This window comes from Flavobacterium tistrianum (assembly GCF_003254545.1).
Classification (GTDB): domain Bacteria; phylum Bacteroidota; class Bacteroidia; order Flavobacteriales; family Flavobacteriaceae; genus Flavobacterium; species Flavobacterium tistrianum.
The window spans coordinates 143,598-166,198 of sequence record NZ_QJRH01000064.1 but is presented as its reverse complement, the minus strand read 5'-3'; the positions used below and the strand labels follow the sequence as shown (position 1 = coordinate 166,198).

Below are 22,601 nucleotides of genomic sequence, written 5' to 3'. Positions count from 1 at the left end.
TAATTTAAAATTACACGCAATGAAGATTAAAACGATTATAGCTATACTAACACTGTTTAGCGTCTCGATAAAAGCACAGGAAATTAATTTTAAAATTAACGGCGGTCCGTCTGGAATTCTTTATGATAGCAATATCGGAGACGGTAAACTAAAATTTGGCGGAGGAATAGGTGTTGGATACACCTATTTCTTCAGCAACCACTGGGGAATCTCAACGGGGGTTGATGTCACTTACAATCAAAATAGTTTTGAATTAAATAACGGAACTACAATCTCAACTTATGAGGTCGATGATCAAACTTCTGCATTTGAGTATAGAGTAACCCCTACTAATTACAAAGAAGATCAGCACTTTATTGGTTTTGCAATTCCCTTAATGATGCAATATAGAACATCAATTGCTTCTCAGACACAATTGTATTTCGGATTTGGAGGAAAAATTATGTTCCCGGGAAAACAAACTGTAAAAGCTTCAGCTTCTGAACTACAGCTGAGTGGCTACTATCCTGATGTAAATCTTTTGGTTGACGATTTACCATCTCACGGATTCGGAAAAGTAACCAATTGGCAGGATAAAACAACTGTAAGCTTAGATCCAGCTTTTATGTTAAGTTTTGAAACTGGTCTAACATTCAAACTAGCAGAAAAAACAAAGCTTTATACAGGTTTATACGTTGATTACGGTTTAACAGATTTGGCAAAAGAAACTCCAAATACCAATATTGTAGCTTACAATCCGAACGGACTTGACAATATTCAGGCAAACGGCACAATTGGAAATAGCAGAATCGTTCAGGAAAGCCGTTATCTATCTGCTGGTATTCAATTAAAATTAGGTTTTTCATTAGCTAAAGACAAACCAGAACCCGTAAAGGCGAAAGAAGAAACTTTTACTCAGACAGAAAGAGCTCCAATTCAGAAAGAGGTTCCTGTACAGCAAAAGGTTGCAGAAACTCCACCTGCTAAAAAAGAATTGACTACAGAGGAACGCAATTATATCGAAAAACAGCCTCTTGCATTTCAAGAAATTGGAAACACGAGCGTAACTCCAGAATTGGCTTCAAGATTAGATGAAATTGCTAAAATTCTAAAATCGAATAAAGATACAGATCTGAATATTACTGGATATACTTGTGATATAGGAACTGAAAAACGCAATCTTGAAATTGGAATGAAAAGAGCTCAGGCAGTTTCAGATTATTTACAGAATAAAGGAATAGAATCTAACCGTATGCATCTATTTTCAAAAGGAGAAAGCGAACCTTTAGTTCCAAATACTCCAGCAGAGAATAAACCTCAAAACAGAAGAGTTTCACTTACGCTGATAGACGCAAAATAATTTTTTTAATTCTACAATTGCATAAAGCATGATAAAGAGCTTAGTTCTCTTTATCATGCTTTTTCTTTTAAAAACAATTCAATCACAATCCATCTTCTACACCTTTAAGGAAGATGTCAAAATGAAAATTATACTTCAACATTAAAAATCTGTAACCGCGTAATATAAAAAAACAAAAATTAAACAGTATGATTAGAATCATGTTTTGAAAAAAATGATGATAATATATTTACCCTATTAAAATTATGTATTAAAACATACTTTTTATACAATCTTAAAAGATAAACATCCATCACTTTTATAGGTTAGTGAAGCCAAAGATTCAAAAAAAATATGAACAAGAACTTTTTAGTACAGGAAATAATCCGATTGAAAAAAGAAAAAAATGCCATTATCCTGGCTCATTATTATCAAGATGAGGATATTCAGGAAATAGCAGATTTTATTGGTGATAGTCTTGAACTGGCAAAAAAAGCTCAAAATACAAATGCAGATATCATCGTTTTTGCTGGAGTCCATTTTATGGCAGAAACCGCAAAAATTTTAAACCCAAACAAAAAAGTGGTCTTGCCCGATTGGAATGCTGGTTGTTCACTTGCTGACGGCTGTCCGCCAGAAGAATTTAAATTGTTTAAAGAACAGCATCCCGATCACATTGTGGTTACTTACATTAACTGTTCTGCACAAATAAAAGCTATGAGCGATTTAGTCTGCACATCAGCAAATGCCAAAAAGATAATCGAATCTATTCCAGTAGAACAAAAAATCATATTTGCTCCAGATGAAAATTTAGGCAAATATCTACAGAAAGAAACCAAACGCGAACTAGTCTTATGGAAAGGCTCTTGTGTTGTGCACGAAGCCTTTTCATTAGACAAATTAATAGAAATATATAACAAAAACCCAACTGCAAAAATTGCAGCACACCCTGAATCTGAAGACCATATTTTAAAAGCAGCACATTACATTGGCTCGACTTCGGGAATTATTAATTTCATTAAAACGGATCCTGCTGCCGTTTTCATTGTGGCCACAGAAGCCGGTATCCTGCATGAGCTTGCAAAAGCTGTACCTGATAAAACGTTGATCCCGGCTCCTACCACAGATGACAACAGCTGTGCTTGTAGCGAATGTGCTTATATGAAGATGAATACACTCGAAAAACTGTATTTGTGCCTTAAAAACGAAAGACCAGAAATGCTAATTAAAGATGAGCTGAGAATACAAGCTTTAAAGCCTATCGAAAGAATGCTTGCACTATCATAAAAATGCAATAACCTTAAATCAAAATAACATGCTTAAAACAGATATACTTATCATCGGTTCTGGTATTTCGGGATTATTTTTTGCTATGAAAACGGCAAAAAAACGCCCAGATCTATCCATTGTTATAATGACGAAAGAAGCAGCTAAAAACACCAATACAACACTGGCACAAGGCGGTATTGCTGTGGTGACAGACCTTATAAAAGACAGTTTTAATAAACATATACATGATACGCTTCGTTCGGGAGGCGGTTTATGCGATAAAGAAGTGGTCAATATGGTCATTAAACAAGCTCCTGAAAGACTTCAGGAATTAATTGAAATAGGAGCTTCTTTTGACAAAAATGAAAAAGGCCAATGGGATTTAGGTTTAGAGGGCGGACATTCACAGCATAGAATATTACATCATAAAGATAGCTCCGGACAAGAAATAGAGCAGAAACTGCTCAAAATCATCAAGAAAATGTCCAATATTGAACTCTTAGAAAATCATATGGTCATTGATTTAAATACCGAAACAAAAAAAGCTAAAACGACTTGTACCGGAGCCTTTTTCTTTGAAAAGAAACACAACCGCATAAAATACATCCGAGCAAGAACAATTGTTATGTGCACTGGCGGATGCGGTCAGCTTTTTGAAAACACCACAAATCCGAAAATTGCAACAGGTGACGGACTAGCAATTGCAGCTCGTGCAGGTGCAGAAATTGTTGACATGCAATATATTCAGTTTCATCCAACGGCTTTGTATACAGGTAAAGAAAATCAGCTGTTTTTAATTTCTGAAGCTGTTAGGGGGTTTGGCGCTCATATTGTAAATGAAGAGGGAAAAAGATTTTTATTTAAATATGATATCCGAGGCGAATTGTCTACACGAGATATGGTTTCTAATGCCATCAGTAAAGAGCTTCAATTAAGTGGAAAAAATCATGTTTATTTAGACTGCAGACATCTAGATCAGAAAGCTTTTGCAAATCAATTTCCAGTCATCACAGCACATTGCAACGAGTTAGGAATCTACCCTGAAAAAGATTTAATCCCTGTTGTTCCTGCGGCACATTATCAATGCGGCGGAATTAAAGTGGATCAGAGCGGAGTTACCTCAATAAAAAATCTTTACGCAATTGGGGAATGCGCGAGAACAGGACTTCATGGTAAAAACCGTCTGGCATCAAACTCTCTTCTTGAAGGTCTGGTCTTTGCACATCAAGCTTCAGAAAATGTCGATAAAACTATTGCAAAATTTATTTATTCATCCCAAATACTAATTCCGAAGTTTCCGAAAGCTCATAATATTGATGATTACCTTGCTTTTGAAAGCCTTAAAAAAGAATTGCAAAAATTGGTTACCACATTCTACACAAGTGAAGAACGTGATGCTGAGTTAGCTTTTCAAAAAATAAAAGAGCTTCATAATTATGCTGTTTCGCTTACAAAAGCACACGAAATTACGATTCCGTTTATTGAATTTTCAAATATGATTGCCGCTTCTTTGTTAATCATTAAACAATGTAAAGCTGCTGAAGATCAAAAAATATGCTAAAACCATAAATAATCTATACCCCAATCATTATGAAACTAACAAGTAAAACAACCATTGGTGAAATCGTGGCAGATGATTTCAAAACAGCAGCCATTTTTACAAAATACCATATTGACTTTTGCTGCAAGGGACATCGAACTATCGAAGAAGTCTGCAAAAAAAGGAATATTGAAGAAAGTGTTCTTATCGAGCATATTGAAAAAGCAAAAAACAGTTCTGCCAATCAATCTTTTGATTATAAAAACTGGACGGCAGATATGATTGCAGATTATATAACCAAAACCCATCACAGATATGTAGAAGAAAAATCTCCTGTTATTTTGGAGTATTTAAATAAATTATGCAGCGTTCATGGTGCGATTCATCCTGAGCTTCATGAAATTCATACTATTTTTTCAAAATCGTATTTAGATCTGACGGTTCATATGAAAAGAGAAGAATTGGTTGTTTTTCCTTTTATTAAAAAAATGAAAGCCGCTCACAGTAAAGGTACAGAACTAGAAACACCGCCTTTTTTATCTATCGAAACTCCAATTGTAACCTTAAAAGATGATCATATTACAGAAGCACAGCGTTTTAAAAGAATTGCAGCTTTAACCAATAATTATACGCCGCCTGTTGATTCATGCAATACTTATAAAGTAGCTTTTCTGATGCTAGAAGAATTTGATAAAGATTTAAAAAAGCACATTCATTTGGAAAACAATATCCTATTTCCAAAAGCAATTGAGCTTGAAAAAACATTTGAAAAAGTGTCTTAAATAAAATCAAAACCATGGAAAAATATGTAATCAAACGCAACGGAGATTATAAGCCATTTGAAGCTTATAAAATTCAGGATGCCATTCAAAAAGCCTTTGAGAGCGTCAATAAACCAGTAGACAAGAGAATATTTAAAACTATTCTTTCTGGTCTTGAGGCAAAATACTCGTGGCCTGTAGAAGAAATTCAGGACATGATTGAAAGAGTGCTTTTTGAAAACGGATATTTCCAGACCATGCGTTCGTTTATAATTTATCGCCATACGAGAAAATTACAGCGAGAACATATTAATGGTTTAAACGATGATACCACTTATATAGACAGTACACAAACTGTCGAAGAATACATAAACCAATCAGATTGGCGAATTAATGCTAATGCGAATATTTCGTATTCAAATGCGGGACTAGTCAGTAATACCACAGGAAAAGTAATCGCCAATTATTGGCTGGATAAAATATATAATAAAGAAGAAGGTTCTGCTCATAGGAATGGCGACATACACATTCATGATTTGGATTGTCTTACCGGATACTGCGCTGGTTGGAGCTTGCGTGTGCTGTTAAATGAAGGTTTTAACGGCGTGCGCGGCCGTGTCGAGAGCAGACCTCCTTCTCATTTTAGAGAAGCATTAGGCCAAATGGCTAATTTCTTAGGAATTTTACAAAGCGAATGGGCAGGCGCTCAAGCTTTCAGTTCTTTTGACACCTATTTGGCTCCTTATGTTTTTAAAGATCAGCTTTCTTATGAAGAAGTGCTAAAAGGAATCAGAAGTTTTGTTTACAATCTAAATGTACCTGCACGTTGGGGACAATCGCCTTTTACGAATATCACTTTAGATTGGAATGTTCCAGAAGATTTAAAAGAACAGATTCCGACTCGAAATGACGAACATTTATTTCTAAAAGTTACTGATGAAAATCTGATTGAAGAAGCTAAAAAAAGAGGCGTTTCAAAATTGATAGATTTAAAATATGCTAATTTTCAAAAAGAAATGAATCTTATCAATAAGGCATATTACACCATTATGACTGAAGGCGATGCAAACGGACAGCCATTTACATTCCCTATTCCAACAGTAAACATTACAGAAGATTTTGATTGGAACGGAGAAAATGTAGATTTGCTTTTTGAAAACACCGCTAAAATTGGCTCGTCTTATTTCCAGAATTTTATTGGAAGCCAATATCTTTTGGATGAAAATGGAAATCGAATCGAAAATCCAGATGCTTATAAACCAAATGCGGTACGCAGTATGTGCTGCCGATTACAGCTCGATTTAAGAGAATTATTAAAACGAGGAAACGGTCTCTTTGGAAGCGCCGAAATGACGGGAAGTATTGGTGTGGTAACCATCAATATGGCGCGTCTTGGATATTTGCACAAAGGAAACATCATTACTTTATTTGAGCATTTAGATGAGTTGCTCCAAATAGCCAAATCGACTTTAGAAAAGAAAAGAATCTTTATTCAGCAGATGTACGACCGCGGACTTTATCCGTACACACAGCGCTATTTGAAAAATTTTAGAAATCACTTTTCTACCATTGGCGTAAACGGAATGAACGAAATGGTGCTGAATTTTTCTAAAGGAAAACAAAATATAACCGACACTTCAGGAATTCATTTTGCAACAGAAATTCTCGATCATATTCGACTGCGAATGAAAGAATTTCAGGAGGAAACTGGAAACCTTTACAATCTGGAAGCAACTCCCGCTGAAGGAACAACGTATCGTTTTGCAAAAGAAGATAAAAAACGCTTTCCAGAGATTCTGCAAGCAGGACAAAATGAAAACATATACTATACGAATAGTTCACAAATTCCTGTTGATCATACCGACGATCCTTTTGAAGCGCTATTGCTCCAAGACGAATTGCAATGCAAATATACTGGCGGTACAGTTTTACATCTTTATATGAGAGAAAAAATAAGCAGTCCAGAAGCTTGTAAAAACTTTGTGAAAAAGGTTTTAACCAACTTTAAACTGCCATATATAACCGTAACACCAATTTTCAGCATCTGCCCTATTCACGGCTATCTAAACGGAGAACATGAATATTGTCCAAAATGCGATGAAATTTTACTCAATAAAAACAATCAAAAACACTTGGCTTATGAAAACGAAAACGCTTAAAGTTCTAGAAGAAAACAAATTTCAAAGAAGCAAATGTTTGGTTTACACCCGTGTAATGGGGTATCATAGACCTGTAGAAAGTTTTAATATTGGAAAAAAAGGTGAACACCAACAGCGTACACATTTCGAAGAAACCATTATCTAATAAAGGAATATTTAGCCTCACACCTTTTACTTTATTAGACTATCCGCATAAAACAGCCTGCATTGTGTGGTTTGCAGGCTGTAACATGCGGTGTTTATACTGCTACAATCCTGATATTGTTTTAGGAAAAGGAAAGATTGATTTTGATTCAGTTCTTTCGTTCCTTAAAACTCGAAAAGGATTATTAGACGGAGTGGTTTTAAGCGGTGGCGAATGCACTTTACACAAAAATATAATTGATTTTATAAAAGAGATCAAAACAATGGGATTTTCGGTTAAAATTGATACCAACGGTTCCAGTCCAAAAATATTGAATAGCCTGATTCGTGGTCAATTAATTGATTGCGTCGCGTTAGATTATAAAAGTCTTCCTCATACCTTTAAACACCTAACGCAGTCAGGCTTATTTTCTGAATTTGAAGAAAGTTTAAAACTTTTAATTCAATCGAAAATTCAATTTGAAGTCCGAACCACTTTTCATTCTTCTTTAATTTCTGAAAGTGATTTTATTCGAATGATTGAATACTTAGAAAAACAAAATTTTGAAGGAAATTATTATGTACAGCATTTCATTAATAATGTACCAACACTTTCAAAACTAGATCATTCAAAAAAAGAAATCGAACTTAAAAATTTCTCTACTCCAAAAATAAAAGTCATTTTTAGAGATTGACAACTCAAAATGAACACGTTATGACTTCACATCATTTTGTATTAATAATTCATCTTTTGGCGGCCACAATTTGGGTTGGCGGACATTTGCTTTTAGCTATTTGTTATCTACCAACCGCATTTAAGAAAAGAGACCCTAAAATTATTTTAAATTTTGAAAAGAAATATGAAAAACTCGGCATGTCTTCTCTCGCTTTACTTATCATAACGGGAATCTTGATGGCGTATGATTTTGGCGTAACAGCAGAAACCTGGTTTCATTTTTCAAGCGGATTTGAGAAAACAGTTTCCATAAAACTGATTTTGCTTTTCTGTACTTTCTTTTGTGCAGTTTGCGCACAATTTTTTGTTATTCCAAAACTTACACCAGATAATATCAATAAAATGGCTGTTATTATATTAACTGTTACTTCAATTGGTGTTACAATGCTTGTTTTGGGGTCAACGTTGCGTTATGGCGGGATATAAACAAACTAAAATCTTAAATCAAATACAATAAAAAAAAAACAGCCTTAAGGCTGTTTTTCTATGCTTATTATTATAAATCAATTACTATTCAAAAATTAATCTTTGATAATTTTTCCTTCTTGTCTAAAACCATTTTGATCCGTAATGACGTAAACATATATTCCTTTAATAAACTTGCCAACATTAATTTCAGAAGTTATCTTAGCATCTTTAATTAAAACCCTACCCTCTGAGTCAAATAAGGACACAACATATTTTTCTAAGTTTTTGCCTGTAAAGTTTACTACAGATGTTGTTGGATTAGGAGAAACAACAATCTTATACTTACTGTCAGATTCTGTTTCGTCAGCAGTAGCAGCTATCCTTTCAGGGCTTGGGCCTGTATTACATGCGTTACAGCCTGCAAAAGAAGATGATAAAATACCGCTAATAGGCTTAACAAAGCAAAAAACAGTATTGTTTGCATTAAAATTGATTGTAATTGTCGTTGATGTACCATCTGTAAATCCTATTTGTGCAGTATAATTTTTTGTTCTGCATATAGCATCATTTGTTTGCATATAAAATGAAGCGCAATATAGATTGCAATTAGTAGAAAAATTATACGTGATACATTTGCCTTGACTCGAAGTAGTACATTTTATTGGAATTCCGAAACGCAGCCCATTTGCAAATCCTTCAGCTACAGAGTTGCAACAGTTATTTAAAGTAGTGATAAATTCCGTACTTGTGGAATTCATACTTCCAGCTAAGTAGCTATCACATTCTCCATTTAATTCACCAGTAACAAAATAGGGATTAACACTCGTTCCAGCTGATGAAATTTTTATTTTAATAGGAGTGTTTAATGGCGCTCCAGGTCCTGAACTACTAATATACCCTCCAGCTAAATTTATATTATGCTCATAGTAAATAACAGTACCTGCCACATTGCTAATAGTTAACGTTGAACCACTTGATGTGGCTTGGCTATTTGCTTTAAATGCAACAAGAAATAAAAAAACAATAAAAAAAGTAAAATTTTTCATAATAATTTAATTTATATTTACCTACCTTCAGTTAGTTTAGGGTCGCTGTTTCGGTTATTCCGACCAAAATTTATAATAATTAAGCATCTTAGTTAAAAGCAATATTCTTTTCAATCAGCACAATATGTACGAAAATAATTCAATAAAATCACAATTTTGTACGTTTTCCCGTAAACAATAAACTTTTTTCTAATCTTTAATGTATCATTGATTTTCTTAAGGTTGCTATAAACCACAAAAAAACAGCCCGAAGGCTGTTAAGAGATAAACTTTAAATATAAAGAGGCTACATTTGATTTAATATGTTAAGACATCATACCAACAAGTATTGGTCCAAAAGCAGTCAATAATATATTAGCTAATGCGTAAGGAATAGTGTAGCCTAAAACTGGAAATTTGCTTCCTGATGCATCTTGGACAGCTTTTAAACCGATTGTTGAGGTACCTGCGCCTGTTTGCGCGCCAAGTAAAATTATTGGATTTATTTTTAATATATATCTTCCAAAATACATTCCGATGATATGAGGAATTAAGGCAACAGCCACACCAGCAAGCAAAATACCAAATCCGGTTTCTTTAAGACCTGAAATAAAACTTGGTCCCGCAGCAAGACCAACAAGTCCAATAAACGCAGCAAGACCAACATTGTCAAATATCCACAAGGCGGGCTCTGGAATTCTGCCAAAAACTGGCGTTCTTGAATGCAGCCAGCCAAAAACTAGTCCCATTACCAGTGCGCCACCGCTTGTTGTTAAAGTTACTGAAACTCCAAATAAGGTAACCGAAAGCAAGCCTAAAAGTCCTCCAAGTACGATACCCAAACCAACAAAAATAATATCTGTCTCTGGGCTTAAACGATCCAAATAACCTATTTCTTTTGCCGCTTCCTCCAGTTTTGCAGGTCGGCCTGAAAGATTCAAAATATCACCTCTATTCAAAACTGTTTTTGACTCAAGTGGTATTTCATGATTTTCTCTCGTTATCTTATTTAGCATTAGTCCATGATAAAAACTGCTTTTTCGAAGAGACTTTACTGTCATTCCTTCAATTGCTTTATTGGTGATTGTAACATCCAGATGTGCTAACGGAAAATTCAACAATTCTTCATCTAAAACTTCTGGACCAATAGAAAACAGGCTGTCTAAAATGATTCCGTGCTGCGCCATAATAACCAGTATATCATCTTTATGAATTATAGTATCGGGTTTCGGATCTAACAATTGATCTTTATGACGTATCCTCTGAATAACAATATTCTTGTTAGAAATTAATCTCTCAAATTCGCTAATACTGATTCCAATCCATTTTTCATTGGTTATTCTATATGCGCGAATAATCCATCGCTGATAGGCGCTTTTCATTCCTGGACCATATTCAGTTTCTCCTGAAATGGTTTCTGCCAGTTTATTACTTTCTTCAACTAAATTAATACCAAGCAATTTTGGAGCAATTCCAGTAAGAAAAAAAACAAAAGAAGCTGCTCCTACCAAATAAGTTACAGAATAGGCTACCGGAATATTATTAATTAATCTAGTTTTTTCTGCATCATCAAGATTTAAGTGGCTTATAGCATCTGAAGCTGTCCCAATTACAGTTGATTCAGAAAACGCTCCTGCTAATAATCCAGCTGAAGTTCCGATATCATAACCTAAAAAAGTAGATACTGAATATGCTACTAATAGACAGGATAAACAAATCACTAAAGTGAGCAATAATTGCGGAAATGCATTCTTTTTAAAACCCTGAAAAAATTGAGGGCCAACTTTGTATCCTGTTGAAAAAAGGAAAAAATCAAAGAAAATAGTTTTTACAATATCAGGAATTTCAATATCCAACTGGCCAATTAGCACTCCAGCAAATAAAGTCCCTAATACTACACCAATTTTAAATGTCCCGATTTTAATGCGTCCGATTAAAAATCCAAGAGCCAAGCATAAAAAAAGTGCCAATTCTGGATGTTCTCTAAGTATAGCTGTAACCATATTGCATTTTTTTTAGATAAATTTAATCAAAAAAAGAACATATTACACTTAAAGTACTTGTAAACAACAAATTATAACCATATCTACTCACGCGAGCGTCTCGCTCGTGCTTAACTTTGCGGTCACGAGCGAGACGCTCGCGCCAGCGATAGGGAGATCAACGCTTTGTTATGATAGGATTAGGATTAGATCGTTTGCTTTTTAACAAATATTCATCTGCTATTTTTCTCGTTTCTACATCTAAATATTTCTCATTAGTAGTTAAAATATCGTAAACATCAAAAGAAGCAACTTTATAATTATACTTGTTTGACATTATCAATGCATAATAAAGAAATCCAGTAAACTTATGCTCACCAATGTAATGAATAGCTTTTAATTCATTGTAAGCCAAAGTATCTCCCTTACTCAGAACAAGATAATCCAAACTGTCCATAAGCTTTTTATTCTCGAGTTTTCTCCGAAAATAACTCCCTGAATTATCATCTGAGGTTACAATTACATCATTGTTCTTCTCATTGCAAGAAAATAGTACGGAAATTAAAATAATAACGCTCCATTTCATATACCGATCTATTAAAAACTATTCACAGTTTTTTAAGAACAATTGTTTTCCTTCTGTTTGACCAAGTACAGAAATTTCTAGCCATACTTTACAAGCACTTTCTTTATCTCCAGATTCAAAATATATCGCTGCTTTATTATATAGAGCATCTATATTCTTGGAATTAAATTTATATGATTCTGAAAAATAGGCAATTGATTCTAAATATTTTTTCTCTTCATAAGCAATCAATCCTTTATTAAAGTAGTCTGCTGATTTTCTAATATCTTCCATTTTTACTCCGTAGATTCTTTCAAATTCCGTTAAATCCGTTGTATAAAATATTACCGAAATTCCCCAAAATGTTTTTGTAATTTCACTTTTTAGAACAAAAGGAATTTCTATTGATTCATAATCTCTAAAATCTTTTAAATTCCATTTTTCAAAAGAACCATCAATGACCTTTTTTACTAATCTTATCCTTGACGAATCCTTTTGTGTTGAAAATGTAATTTCCGTCTTTATCCTTTTCTTGTCAGGATAAATTTTCAAGTTTCCAACTAGTTCAAAATTCGAATAATTATTTTTAAACGCTTTGTTTAAATCTATTTCAATAGTACCATTTGTTTTTGGTGAGAATAATTTTGAAGCAATTATGTGTTTCTCATTTTTATTCTCTTCCTTAAATTTTGAAATTATTAAATCTTGTTTGACAAAATAGGATCTTTTAAGTTTATCATCTGCCAGTCCATCAATTTTCTCACATAATACTAAAGAATCTCTTGTTACTTTTTCAACTACAAATCCAGAGTACTGAGATGTTTTCATAAAACTATTAATCAATGTAAAATCTAAACAACTCTCATTTACCTTATGAACTGGATTTGAATTAATGCATAATTTCCCTCGATTAATCCTATATTCCATGTAACCTGAATCCTCTGTAAATCCATCAGATAGATCACTACCGTCTTTCATTTCTCCTTTATACTTTATCCAATACCCATCAATTGTTGAAAGATTGATTTGCCCATAATTTATACTAAAAAAAAGAAAGCTAACTGCTAGGAAAAGTTTTTTCATTTAATTTTTACAGATAATATTTTTAAAGGATAAACATAATGAATTAATCGTTCAGCCAAATTGATGTATTACAAATTTATCACACCAACCAACCACTCACTAACCAACTTCCTATACGTTTCTCCAATTGGCAAAGCATTTCCACTATTCATTACAATCTGGTTTCCGTCAATAACCTTAATTTTATCCTTTGGAATAATATACGAACGATGAATTCTAATAAATTGATTAGATGGTAATTTTTCTAAAATATCTTTCATGTTTTCCAATGCCATAATCTTTTCGTCATTCGTATGAATGCGGATATAATCTCGTAATCCTTCAATATACAGAATATCGTTTAAAGCAATTTTATAATGCTTTCGGTCTGCTTTTACAAATAAATAATCGTTATCTGCTTTTTCAGCAACCTGAAAACTTTCCTGCCAGCGAATGAATTTCTCAACACTTTGATAGAAACGATTAAACGTGATAGGCTTTAATAAATAATCAATCACATTAAACTGAAAAGCTTCCAGAGCATATTGCGGGTAAGCTGACGTAATGATGAAATTATATTTCTGATTGAACATCTGCATCAATTCAATTCCCGTTAATTGCGGCATTTGAATATCAATAAAAATCAAATCAACCGATTCTGTATTTAGAACTTCAATTGCTTTAAAAACATCACTGTCAGCATATAAAACATTTAATCTCGAAATTTTAGAAGCATAATCGGCAATTAATTTTACAGCAAAAGGTTCGTCATCTAGAATAATACAGTTTATTTTTTTATTCATTTTAAATCTATTTCAAGTTCGGCTGTAAAATGGTTTTCCTCGTTTGTAATTTTAAGTTGGTGTTTTTCGGGATAATGAATCTCTAGACGCTTTTGTAAATTATCCAATCCAATTCCGCCCAAACTATCTTTTTTCTGCGTTCCGATTGCATTTTTCACTTTAAAAACTAGTTTTCCTGATAAAACTTTCAAGTAAATTTCGATCGGTTCGCTGTTAGAAACAGCTCCGTGCTTTAATGCATTTTCTACTAAAGGTGATAAAATATACGGCGGAATTTCTTCAAATTCATTCTCCAGTTCCAGCTTCAAATCAACAAAAAGGCTTTCCTGATGCCTCAATTCTTCGAGTTCAATATACGCTTTTATATACGCAACTTCATCTGAAAGTTTAATCTTTTCTTTCTGAGATTCGTAAGTCGTAAAACGCATAATCTGACTCAATTTATCAATTGCAGTCAATGATTTATCTGACTGAAAATAAACCATTGAGTAAATGTTATTTAAAGTATTAAATACAAAATGCGGATTAATCTGAGCTTTCAAAAATTTGATTTCGGTATTCTTATTTTCTTCCAAAATAACCTTATTGTATTCCAAAAGACGAATTGAATAAATCACAAACCAAAGAAACGAACTTAAGATAATGGCCATGCTGCTATAATGCAAATTGTCCAGCATATAATTTAGAAAATTAACGTCGGTATAATTTACTTTATCAAATAAAAATTTGGTAATGATCTGCTCAAAAAAGAATCTTAAAGAAGTAAAAATGAGATACGAAACAAAAACTCCTGCAAAAAGTCTTTTCCAGTTAAAAGCTTTGAAAACGGTTTTCATTACGATCAAGTAATGAAAATAAAACGTAATAATAAAAACTATAAAATAAGTGCAAAGAAATAGATCGGGTACAGAAAATCGTGCTCCAATCGGATTTTTGACGAAAGTGAAATATGAAATTAAAAGCCAATAAATAATATGAATTAGACATTCGAGCCTTTTGGTTATAGTTCCTTTATACATTCGGTATATTTTTAAAACAAAGATATACATTCAGTAAAAAGCTTTTTAACGGGTTTGCAGATTAATTGGCGGGGTTTGTCGATAAAAATGGTTTTTAGGTTTTAATTCTAACAGTTTTGCCCTGTAATTAATTTTTAAACCATGAAAAGAATCATTTTAGCATCAATTTTATTTCTATTTCAAAGTAACACGTTTGCCCAGCAATTTTCTTTAAAAGGAAAAATTATAAATCAAAACAAAACACCTTTAGAATTTGCAACAGCGACGTTATTAAAAACCGACAAAACGTTATATCAGCAATCTTCAACTGATAGTTTAGGTAACTTTATTTTAAATCCTGAAAAAGGGAATTATAGATTAATTATAGAACAATTTGGAAATGAATTTAATACCAAAGAAATAATCGTAAATCAAGATCTTGATTTAGGAGAAATAGAAGTAAAAGAACAGATTCAGCTTGACGGCATAACAGTAAAATCAAGAAAAAAACTAGTAGAACAAAAAGTAGATCGACTGGTTTTTAATGTCGAAAATTCGGTTACTGCAACTGGCGGAACGGCTTTAGATGCTTTAAAATCTACACCAACAGTGAGAGTTCAGAATGAAACGATTTCTATTGTTGGAAAAGGAGAAGTTTTAGTTATGATTGATGATCGTTTGAACAAAATGACGCAGGAAGATCTCGTTGCATTTCTTAGATCGATTCCTGCTAATAATATCAAAAGTATCGAAGTAATCACAACGCCTCCAGCAAAATATGAAGCGGAAGGAAACAGCGGTTTAATCAATATTAAACTGAAAACTGCTAAAGCGAATTCTTGGACTGCAAATCTTGGCTCTACTTATGTACAAAGAAGTTACGCAAGCGAAAACATAAACGGATTATTTATCTACAATTACAATAAATTGTCGCTTCAAGCTTCAATTAATAAAGGAATAGATCAATTTCGCACGACTTCAGATAATAGAATTTATTATCCAAATGAAATCTGGAAACAAGATATTTCCTCTAAATCAAAAACCAATTTATTGAGCATTGGTTTTGGCGTCGATTATAAATTAACGGAAAAATGGACTTCTGGAATAAAATATTTAGGAAGTTTTAATAACAGAACTTCAGCAAATAATCCGCTGACAACTCGTTATAATACTTCTGGCGAAATCAATTCATATATTTTGTCTGATGTCAATGCACAGAACAAACCTCAAATGAATTCGATTAACTGGAATAACGTTTTCAATTTAAATAATGACGGCAAAAACATTACAGTAGATTTAGATTATTTCAATTATCAAAAAGACGATTTTCGTGTATTTTCAGGCAATGAAATGAATAATCAAAAAGATAATATTCCAGGAACTTATTTCACTGCAATCAATTCTAACTTAAACCGATTAAAAAATTATTCAGCAAAAATTGATGTTTCGCTTCCCTATTCTTGGGCGAATATCAGCTTTGGCGGAAAAGGATTTTATACGAATACCAAAAACAACTTAACCGTTTTTGATAACGAAAGTGGAACTCCAATTCTTGATGTAAACTATTCTAATATATTCACTTACAAAGAATATAACGAAGCTATCTATTTTTCTGCCAATAAAAAATTAAGCGAAAAATGGGAAACGCAAATCGGTTTAAGAGCCGAAGCAACACAAACAGAAGGTTATTCTGAAAATCTAAATCAAACCAACAAAAATAATTATATCAAATTGTTTCCAACGGCTTATCTGACTTACAATGCGAATGACAATAATACTTATTCGCTAAACTATAGCCAAAGAATCCGCAGGCCAGATTTTGATTATTTAAATCCGTTTGTGATTAGAACAAGTCCGTTTTATTATTCTGAAGGAAATCCATTTTTGAAACCTTCTATTATAGATAATTTAGAATTTTCATATATCAGAAATCAAAAATGGGTAAATACGGTTTATTTTTCTCAGGTTTCAAATTTTGGGCAACAATTAGCGATTATCGATCCTGAAACAAACATTACGAAAAGCAGGCCAATTAATTATGCAAATACATTTCAAATCGGACTGTCAACCTATTACAATTTCAATAAATATGCTTGGTGGAACAGTTTTATGGGATTCAATTTCAATTATCAAAACGTTAAATCGAGAACCAGCTTAATTGCCTCTGTTGATGGTTACAACGGTTATATTTACAGCAATAACGATTTTACAATAAATCAATCTAAAACTCTTTTCTTGGGTTTAAATTATGGTCTGCAATTACCAGGACGTTATCAGGTTTTTAATATATCAACTTTGAATATTTTGGATGTTTCTGTCAAATTTCTGGCTTTAAAAAAGAATCTTTCGGTTACTTTGACAGGAGAAGATGTATTGAATGCTCAAAAACCATTAATCTCTTATTATTCAAACGGAATTAAAAATACAATGAAAAACTACAATGATTCTAGAGCTTTCAGAATTGCTTTGAGTTATAAGTTCGGAAATCAAAATGTAAAATCTAAGGAAAGAAACTTTGGAAATGAAGAGGAAAGAAATAGAGCGAATTGATTTTTTAACAATAAACTCAATTTAGATAAAACAGCTTTAAACATTGGCTTTTCCAAATGTTTGAAGCTGTTTTATCACTTTAAAAGACAATAATTATATAAAAAATTCATCATTTATTTGTTTTTATGACCAATCGGTCATATATTTACATCGTTAAATACAATCTATCATGACAAAAGGTGAAGAAACCAGACAATTTATTATAGAAAAGGCCGCTCCTATTTTTAATACAAAAGGAATTGCAGCTACTTCTATGAGCGATATTATGGAGGCAACCAAATTGTCTAAAGGAAGCATGTATGTGCATTTTGAAAACAAAGATGTTTTGACCTGCGCAGCTGTAGATCATAACATGAAAATACTAAGCACTAAACTAGAAACGGCTCTAAGAGAAAGTAAAAGCGCCAAAGAACAGCTTTTTGCTTATATCGAATTTTTTAGCAATCCGATAAATCCACCCGTAATTGGCGGATGTCCTTTGTTAAACTTTGGAACAGAAGCAGATGATACGAATCCGATTGTAAAAGAAAAAGTAAATGCCGCTATCAAACGAGGCCAATCTCTTTTAACTTCGATTATAGAAAAAGGAATTGCTAATAAAGAATTTAATCCAGATTGGAATGCATCTGAATTTGCCACTGCACTTTTTGCTATGCTTGAAGGCGGACATTTAATGTCTCGAGTATCTGGAAATAACGATAACATGAAAACAATAGAGAAAACGCTTAAAAAAATTATATCTGAAAAATTGATATAATTTTTTTTATCATAAATATGACCGATTGGTCATATTTAAAAATCAATTAATTATAAAAATAAACACCATGTCAAAAACAATTTTAATTACAGGAGCTTCAAAAGGATTTGGAAGAGCTTGGACAGAAGCCTTTTTAGCAAAAGGTTACAACGTAGCCGCAACAGCTAGAAATTTAGATACTTTAAACGATCTAAAAGAAAAATATGGAAATGCCATTTTACCATTAAAACTTGATGTTAACGATCGTGAAGAATCTTTACAAGTGGTTCAAAAAGTTAAAGAACATTTTGGAACAATTGATGTCTTAATCAACAATGCGGGTTATGCGCTTACAGGAGCTGTGGAAGAGGCAAGCGAACAAGAAGCTAGAGAACAGTTCGAAACCAATTTCTTCGGAACTTTATGGTTAACACAAGCTGTTCTACCAATAATGAGAGAGCAAAAAAGCGGTCATATTATTCAAGTTTCTTCTATTTTAGGATTGGCAACTTTACCAACAGGAATGGGACTTTACAGCGCTTCTAAATTTGCTATTGAAGGTTTAAGCGAAACTCTAGCCTCTGAAGTGAAACAATTCGGAATCAATGTCACTTTATTAGAGCCAAACGGATATGATTCTAATATCTGGCATACAGGAATTAGCAGTGAAAGCATTCCTGCATATGATAACATCAAAAAAACTCTTGCACAGAATGAAAACATATTCGGTAAAGTTGAAGCAACTGCTCCAATAGTGGTAAAATTAGTAGAAAACGAAAATCCTCCTTTACGCTTATTACTTGGAAAAGTGGCATTTCCTTTCGTAAAACAAAGCTATGACCAAAAATTAGAAAGCTGGAAAAAATGGAACGATGTTTCGGTTGAAGCGCATGGCTAATTCATTTTCGATTTTTAAAACTAAGAAAGGCAATCGTATACGGTTGCCTTTCTTAGTTATACTAAATCATTAAATCAAATAATCAATACAATTCATACCAAAAACAGGTTGCATAAGCCGTTATTGTTTTCTATTTTTATAAAATCTGATAAAACACTAATTATCTGATATAATTTTCTAAAAACAAGCAAAAATTAAAATGAACAACGACAAAAAACTAAAAGCTGTAGCTTTCGGAGAAGTACTTTGGGATATTTTTGGCAATGAAAAAAAAATTGGCGGAGCGCCATTAAACGTAGCACTTCGCATGAAAGCCCTTGGAGTTGATTCAAATATGATTAGCTGTGTAGGGAATGATGCAGATGGAGAAGCCATTATAAGCGAAGTCAATAAATTGGGTTTGGATACCAATACTATTTTAAAATCCGATGATTTCCCTACTGGATTGGTAAACGTAACATTAGACGAAAATAAATCTGCTACTTACGAAATTCTTTATCCTTCTGCTTGGGATAAAATTATTCTTAACGAAGAAGCGAGAGAACTCGTTGTAAACTCAGATGTTTTAATTTATGGAAGCTTGGTCTGCAGAGATGAAGTTTCTCGAGAAGCATTAGACGAATTGCTTCATACCCACACTTATAAAGTTTTTGATGTGAACCTTAGAAAACCACATTATGATTATGAAACTCTGCAACATTTAATGCAGTCTGCCAATTTCATCAAATTTAATGATGAAGAGATTATGGAAATTAGTGCTGCTTTTAATTCTCCTTATAAAACTTTAGAAGAAAACATGAATTTCATCTGTTCTTTGAGCAATGCCACTGCAATTTGCGTGACAAGGGGAAAAGACGGCGCTCTTTTATTATGGGACAAACATCTTTATGAAAATGAAGGCTATACCGTAAAAGTTGAAGATACCGTAGGTGCTGGAGATTCTTTTTTAGGTGCATTGGTCACTTCTCTTTTAAACGGAAAAGAACCCCAAGCTGCTCTAAATTTTGCCTGCGCTACTGGAGCTTTAGTTGCTGGATCGGCTGGCGGAAATCCTAAAATTTCAATATTTGACATTGAGAATTTGATCAATAAAAATTAAAATTCATATTCGAATAAAATTTCGTTCAGAAACCCGACAGGTTTTAAAAAACCTGTCGGGTTTTGCTATAAAATATGGAAAGTTAATCTTTATGAATTGTTTTTACTTAAGCTATCTCTCTTTTATAGTTAAAACATCATATTCAACTTTGAAACATGGGAACTATGTAAATTTAAAATGGAATTATTTCTTCCTAATCAATATGGGCGCAGTAACTTGTGAATCCAAATAATTTAAGGAAGAATGATGAAAAAATTACGAATTTCACTTATCAATATTCACGGACTTTTAAAAGGTTCTGGTTTAGAAATCGGACGAGATGCAGACAATGGAGGCCAGACCAAATACATATACGAATTAGCCGAATTTTTATCGCAGCATGAAGATGTAGAACACGTTCATCTTTTTACCAGATTAATAGATGATCCCGCACTTTCGCCCGAATATGCTGTGCCTGTAGAAGTTATCAATGATAAATTAGACATTAGAAGGATTCCGTTTTTAGGAAAAAAATACAAAGCCAAAGAACAGCTTTGGGAGGGTCTCGACACTTTTGTAAATGGTGCAATGCAGCACATTAAACAGCATAATATTTTCCCCGATTGGATTCACTCCCATTATGCAGACGCGGGATACGCCGCAGCCGAACTGTCAGCCGTTTTAAATATTCCTTTTGCTCACACGGGACATTCATTAGGATTTTATAAAAAGAAAAAACTAATTGAAAGCGGAGAAACTGAAGAAGATCTAGAAAAGAAATTCAAATTCAAAACCAGAATTGCTGCAGAAGAAAAAACCTTAGAACTTGCAGAATTTATCGTTACTTCGACCGAACAGGAAATTGAAACCTACAAAGCCTACAAAAACTTCGAACTAGGAAAATATCACGCTATTTCTCCAGGAATTGATACCCGAAAATTTGTTCCTTATTATTATCAGGAAAATGATTCTGAGAAAAATATGGAAGAAATACAACGAAAATATTGGGTTCAGGAAAGTATTTCTAAATTCCTAACCAATCCGCATAAACCTATTATTCTGGCGCTTTCAAGACCTGACCGACATAAAAACTTGAATACTTTGATTGAAGTTTACGGAAAAGATAAAGAACTGCAAAGTATAGCCAACTTGGTCATTTTCGCAGGTATTCGTAAAGACATTGCTAAAATGCCTGAATCTGAAAAAAATGTTTTGACCGATTTACTTCTTTTAATGGACAAATATGATTTGTACGGAAAAATGGCTATTCCGAAAAAACATGATGTCGAGAATGAAGTTTCGATTATTTATCGTTATGCAGCAGAAAAAAGAGGTGTATTTGTCAATTTAGCCTTGCATGAAAATTTCGGCTTGACCGTTATAGAATCAGCTAGTTCAGGGCTTCCGGTTGTGGTGACAAAAAATGGAGGACCTTCAGAAATTATTCCGGTTTGCCAAAATGGAGAACTAGTAAATCCACAGGAAGAAAGCCAGATCAAAAAAGCGCTGAGAAACATTTTAACCGATGAAAATCAATGGAAATATTATTCTAATAATGGAGCAATCAATATTCAGAAATATTACAGTTGGATTAGCCATGTCAATCATTATGTCGAATTGGTTAAAGAAAACCTTTCACTTTCCTCTGGAGCAGGAATCAAAAAACAGCATTATCCCAATATCAACATTAGTCGATTAAAAAGGAAAATCGATCATTTATTGGTTTCTGATATTGACGGAACATTAATTGAACCGAAATTGGCAAATCCAGGTCTAAAAGAACTCAAAACGCATTTGATCAATCGTACCGATAAAATGGCTTTTGCAATGGCTTCTGGACGAAACTTGGCTTTAGTAAAAAAAGTAATTGACGAAGAAGAATTTCCCCTACCCGATTTCATAATCTGTTCGGTCGGAACCGAAATCTATTATACCAACGGAAAAGATTATATTTTGGATAAAGGCTGGGCAAAATTCCTCTCTGGAAGATGGAAAAGAGAAGAAATTGTCAATAAACTAAAAGGCATTAAATGGATCAAACTGCAGGAAGAAGAAGCGCAAAATCCGTATAAAATCTCTTATTACTATAACAACGAACAATACAATCATGATGAACTGATTGCTGTTTTAGGACCAGGCTGGTACAAAGTCAATATTATTCCGAGTCACGGGCAGTTTTTAGACTTTATTCCTAAAAGGGCTTCAAAAGGAAATGCAATTAAGTTCTTGTGCAGAAAATGGTCTATTTCGTTAAGCAATGTAATTGCGGCAGGAGATTCTGGAAACGATGTCGATATGTTTAGAGGTCCAGTGAAAGGAATTATCGTTGGAAACCGAAGCGCAGAACTTATCACTTACGAAACCACAAAAAGTATTTATGTTGCTAAAACTTCGGCTTCAGAAGGAATTTTGGAAGGCTTAAAATATTATAAGATCATTAAATAAAAAAACACAAATTACACGAATTCTCACAAATTTTTAATTCGTGTAATTCGTGGAAAAAAAATAAACACATAGAAACATAGCACAACGGCAACTTTGTCAAAGTTTTAAACTTTGACAAAGTTTTTCAAATTAGAATTCGGGAAAA

At 33.1% G+C, this 22,601-nt stretch carries 19 protein-coding genes; 13 read left to right on the top strand and 6 right to left on the bottom strand.

Going from position 1 to position 22,601, the window contains the following annotated elements:
• Positions 1-19 precede the first annotated feature (19 nt).
• The 8 genes from DMB71_RS06770 to DMB71_RS06735 all read left to right on the top strand — a co-directional run bounded on the left by DMB71_RS06770 (position 20) and on the right by DMB71_RS06735 (position 8,332).
• Positions 20-1,339 (top strand): OmpA family protein, encoded by a 1,320-nt coding sequence (locus tag DMB71_RS06770; protein ID WP_162614792.1) that lies wholly within the window; start codon positions 20-22, stop codon positions 1,337-1,339.
• A gap of 333 nt (positions 1,340-1,672) precedes the next feature.
• Positions 1,673-2,605, top strand: a complete 933-nt coding sequence (nadA, locus tag DMB71_RS06765) for a quinolinate synthase NadA (RefSeq protein WP_111364760.1) — start codon at positions 1,673-1,675, stop codon at positions 2,603-2,605.
• Between the two features lie 28 nt (positions 2,606-2,633).
• A complete protein-coding gene (gene nadB / locus DMB71_RS06760; protein WP_111364842.1) occupies positions 2,634-4,148 on the top strand; it encodes an L-aspartate oxidase in 1,515 nt (504 codons plus the stop codon).
• A gap of 29 nt (positions 4,149-4,177) precedes the next feature.
• Entirely contained in the window at positions 4,178-4,909 is a 732-nt protein-coding gene (gene ric, locus DMB71_RS06755; RefSeq protein WP_111364758.1) for an iron-sulfur cluster repair di-iron protein, read from the top strand.
• Between the two features lie 14 nt (positions 4,910-4,923).
• Positions 4,924-7,047, top strand: coding sequence for a ribonucleoside triphosphate reductase (locus tag DMB71_RS06750; RefSeq protein WP_111364757.1), 2,124 nt, complete (start codon positions 4,924-4,926; stop codon positions 7,045-7,047).
• On the top strand, positions 7,028-7,192 hold the full coding sequence (nrdD, locus tag DMB71_RS22230) for an anaerobic ribonucleoside-triphosphate reductase (RefSeq protein ID WP_111364755.1): 165 nt from the start codon (positions 7,028-7,030) through the stop codon (positions 7,190-7,192). Before DMB71_RS06750 ends, nrdD begins: the two co-directional genes overlap by 20 nt.
• Positions 7,149-7,865, top strand: coding sequence for an anaerobic ribonucleoside-triphosphate reductase activating protein (locus DMB71_RS06740; protein ID WP_239452942.1), 717 nt, complete (start codon positions 7,149-7,151; stop codon positions 7,863-7,865). Before nrdD ends, DMB71_RS06740 begins: the two co-directional genes overlap by 44 nt.
• A 20-nt stretch (positions 7,866-7,885) precedes the next feature.
• The gene (locus DMB71_RS06735) at positions 7,886-8,332 is read left to right on the top strand and encodes a copper resistance protein CopD (RefSeq protein WP_111364754.1); all 447 of its coding nucleotides are present in this window, start codon (positions 7,886-7,888) and stop codon (positions 8,330-8,332) included.
• A 95-nt stretch (positions 8,333-8,427) separates the two neighbouring features.
• On the opposite strand, the gene DMB71_RS06730 is transcribed toward DMB71_RS06735, so the two are convergent.
• From DMB71_RS06730 to DMB71_RS06705, 6 genes are all read right to left on the bottom strand, one after another.
• The gene (locus DMB71_RS06730) at positions 8,428-9,360 is read right to left on the bottom strand and encodes a T9SS type A sorting domain-containing protein (RefSeq protein WP_111364752.1); all 933 of its coding nucleotides are present in this window, start codon (positions 9,358-9,360) and stop codon (positions 8,428-8,430) included.
• 305 nt (positions 9,361-9,665) lie between these two features.
• Complete coding sequence (gene aspT / locus DMB71_RS06725; protein ID WP_111364751.1) at positions 9,666-11,342, bottom strand: aspartate-alanine antiporter; 1,677 nt, start codon at positions 11,340-11,342, stop codon at positions 9,666-9,668.
• Positions 11,343-11,499: 157 nt separating this feature from the next.
• Positions 11,500-11,907 (bottom strand): hypothetical protein, encoded by a 408-nt coding sequence (locus DMB71_RS06720; protein ID WP_162614791.1) that lies wholly within the window; start codon positions 11,905-11,907, stop codon positions 11,500-11,502.
• Between the two features lie 18 nt (positions 11,908-11,925).
• Entirely contained in the window at positions 11,926-12,969 is a 1,044-nt protein-coding gene (locus tag DMB71_RS06715) for a tetratricopeptide repeat protein (protein ID WP_111364747.1), read from the bottom strand.
• A 68-nt stretch (positions 12,970-13,037) separates the two neighbouring features.
• Positions 13,038-13,751 carry a LytR/AlgR family response regulator transcription factor gene (locus tag DMB71_RS06710; protein WP_111364746.1) on the bottom strand — a complete coding sequence of 238 codons (714 nt, stop codon included), beginning with the start codon at positions 13,749-13,751 and terminating at the stop codon, positions 13,038-13,040.
• Positions 13,748-14,770, bottom strand: coding sequence for a sensor histidine kinase (locus DMB71_RS06705; RefSeq protein ID WP_111364839.1), 1,023 nt, complete (start codon positions 14,768-14,770; stop codon positions 13,748-13,750). Before DMB71_RS06705 ends, DMB71_RS06710 begins: the two co-directional genes overlap by 4 nt.
• 141 nt (positions 14,771-14,911) lie before the next feature.
• Here DMB71_RS06705 and DMB71_RS06700 point away from each other — a divergent pair, with 141 nt between their 5' ends.
• The 5 genes from DMB71_RS06700 to DMB71_RS06680 all read left to right on the top strand — a co-directional run bounded on the left by DMB71_RS06700 (position 14,912) and on the right by DMB71_RS06680 (position 22,456).
• Complete coding sequence (locus tag DMB71_RS06700; protein WP_111364744.1) at positions 14,912-17,299, top strand: outer membrane beta-barrel family protein; 2,388 nt, start codon at positions 14,912-14,914, stop codon at positions 17,297-17,299.
• Positions 17,300-17,468: 169 nt separating this feature from the next.
• On the top strand, positions 17,469-18,056 hold the full coding sequence (locus DMB71_RS06695) for a TetR/AcrR family transcriptional regulator (RefSeq protein WP_111364742.1): 588 nt from the start codon (positions 17,469-17,471) through the stop codon (positions 18,054-18,056).
• A gap of 67 nt (positions 18,057-18,123) precedes the next feature.
• On the top strand, positions 18,124-18,933 hold the full coding sequence (locus tag DMB71_RS06690; protein ID WP_111364741.1) for an SDR family NAD(P)-dependent oxidoreductase: 810 nt from the start codon (positions 18,124-18,126) through the stop codon (positions 18,931-18,933).
• A gap of 199 nt (positions 18,934-19,132) precedes the next feature.
• Positions 19,133-20,032, top strand: coding sequence for a carbohydrate kinase family protein (locus DMB71_RS06685; RefSeq protein WP_111364739.1), 900 nt, complete (start codon positions 19,133-19,135; stop codon positions 20,030-20,032).
• Positions 20,033-20,275: 243 nt separating this feature from the next.
• The gene (locus tag DMB71_RS06680; protein ID WP_111364737.1) at positions 20,276-22,456 is read left to right on the top strand and encodes an HAD-IIB family hydrolase; all 2,181 of its coding nucleotides are present in this window, start codon (positions 20,276-20,278) and stop codon (positions 22,454-22,456) included.
• The last annotated feature ends 145 nt before the right edge of the window (positions 22,457-22,601 follow it).

Coding starts and splice junctions, on each gene's coding strand:
- nadB (WP_111364842.1), top strand. CDS start 2,634: ATGCTTAAAACAGATATACTTATCATCGGTTCTGGTATTTCGGGATTA.
- DMB71_RS06690 (WP_111364741.1), top strand. CDS start 18,124: ATGTCAAAAACAATTTTAATTACAGGAGCTTCAAAAGGATTTGGAAGA.
- DMB71_RS06680 (WP_111364737.1), top strand. CDS start 20,276: ATGATGAAAAAATTACGAATTTCACTTATCAATATTCACGGACTTTTA.
- DMB71_RS06770 (WP_162614792.1), top strand. CDS start 20: ATGAAGATTAAAACGATTATAGCTATACTAACACTGTTTAGCGTCTCG.
- DMB71_RS06720 (WP_162614791.1), bottom strand. CDS start 11,907: ATGAAATGGAGCGTTATTATTTTAATTTCCGTACTATTTTCTTGCAAT.
- DMB71_RS06685 (WP_111364739.1), top strand. CDS start 19,133: ATGAACAACGACAAAAAACTAAAAGCTGTAGCTTTCGGAGAAGTACTT.
- DMB71_RS06730 (WP_111364752.1), bottom strand. CDS start 9,360: ATGAAAAATTTTACTTTTTTTATTGTTTTTTTATTTCTTGTTGCATTT.
- DMB71_RS06715 (WP_111364747.1), bottom strand. CDS start 12,969: ATGAAAAAACTTTTCCTAGCAGTTAGCTTTCTTTTTTTTAGTATAAAT.
- aspT (WP_111364751.1), bottom strand. CDS start 11,342: ATGGTTACAGCTATACTTAGAGAACATCCAGAATTGGCACTTTTTTTA.
- DMB71_RS06705 (WP_111364839.1), bottom strand. CDS start 14,770: ATGTATAAAGGAACTATAACCAAAAGGCTCGAATGTCTAATTCATATT.
- DMB71_RS06750 (WP_111364757.1), top strand. CDS start 4,924: ATGGAAAAATATGTAATCAAACGCAACGGAGATTATAAGCCATTTGAA.
- ric (WP_111364758.1), top strand. CDS start 4,178: ATGAAACTAACAAGTAAAACAACCATTGGTGAAATCGTGGCAGATGAT.
- DMB71_RS06695 (WP_111364742.1), top strand. CDS start 17,469: ATGACAAAAGGTGAAGAAACCAGACAATTTATTATAGAAAAGGCCGCT.
- DMB71_RS06710 (WP_111364746.1), bottom strand. CDS start 13,751: ATGAATAAAAAAATAAACTGTATTATTCTAGATGACGAACCTTTTGCT.
- nrdD (WP_111364755.1), top strand. CDS start 7,028: ATGAAAACGAAAACGCTTAAAGTTCTAGAAGAAAACAAATTTCAAAGA.
- DMB71_RS06735 (WP_111364754.1), top strand. CDS start 7,886: ATGACTTCACATCATTTTGTATTAATAATTCATCTTTTGGCGGCCACA.
- nadA (WP_111364760.1), top strand. CDS start 1,673: ATGAACAAGAACTTTTTAGTACAGGAAATAATCCGATTGAAAAAAGAA.
- DMB71_RS06700 (WP_111364744.1), top strand. CDS start 14,912: ATGAAAAGAATCATTTTAGCATCAATTTTATTTCTATTTCAAAGTAAC.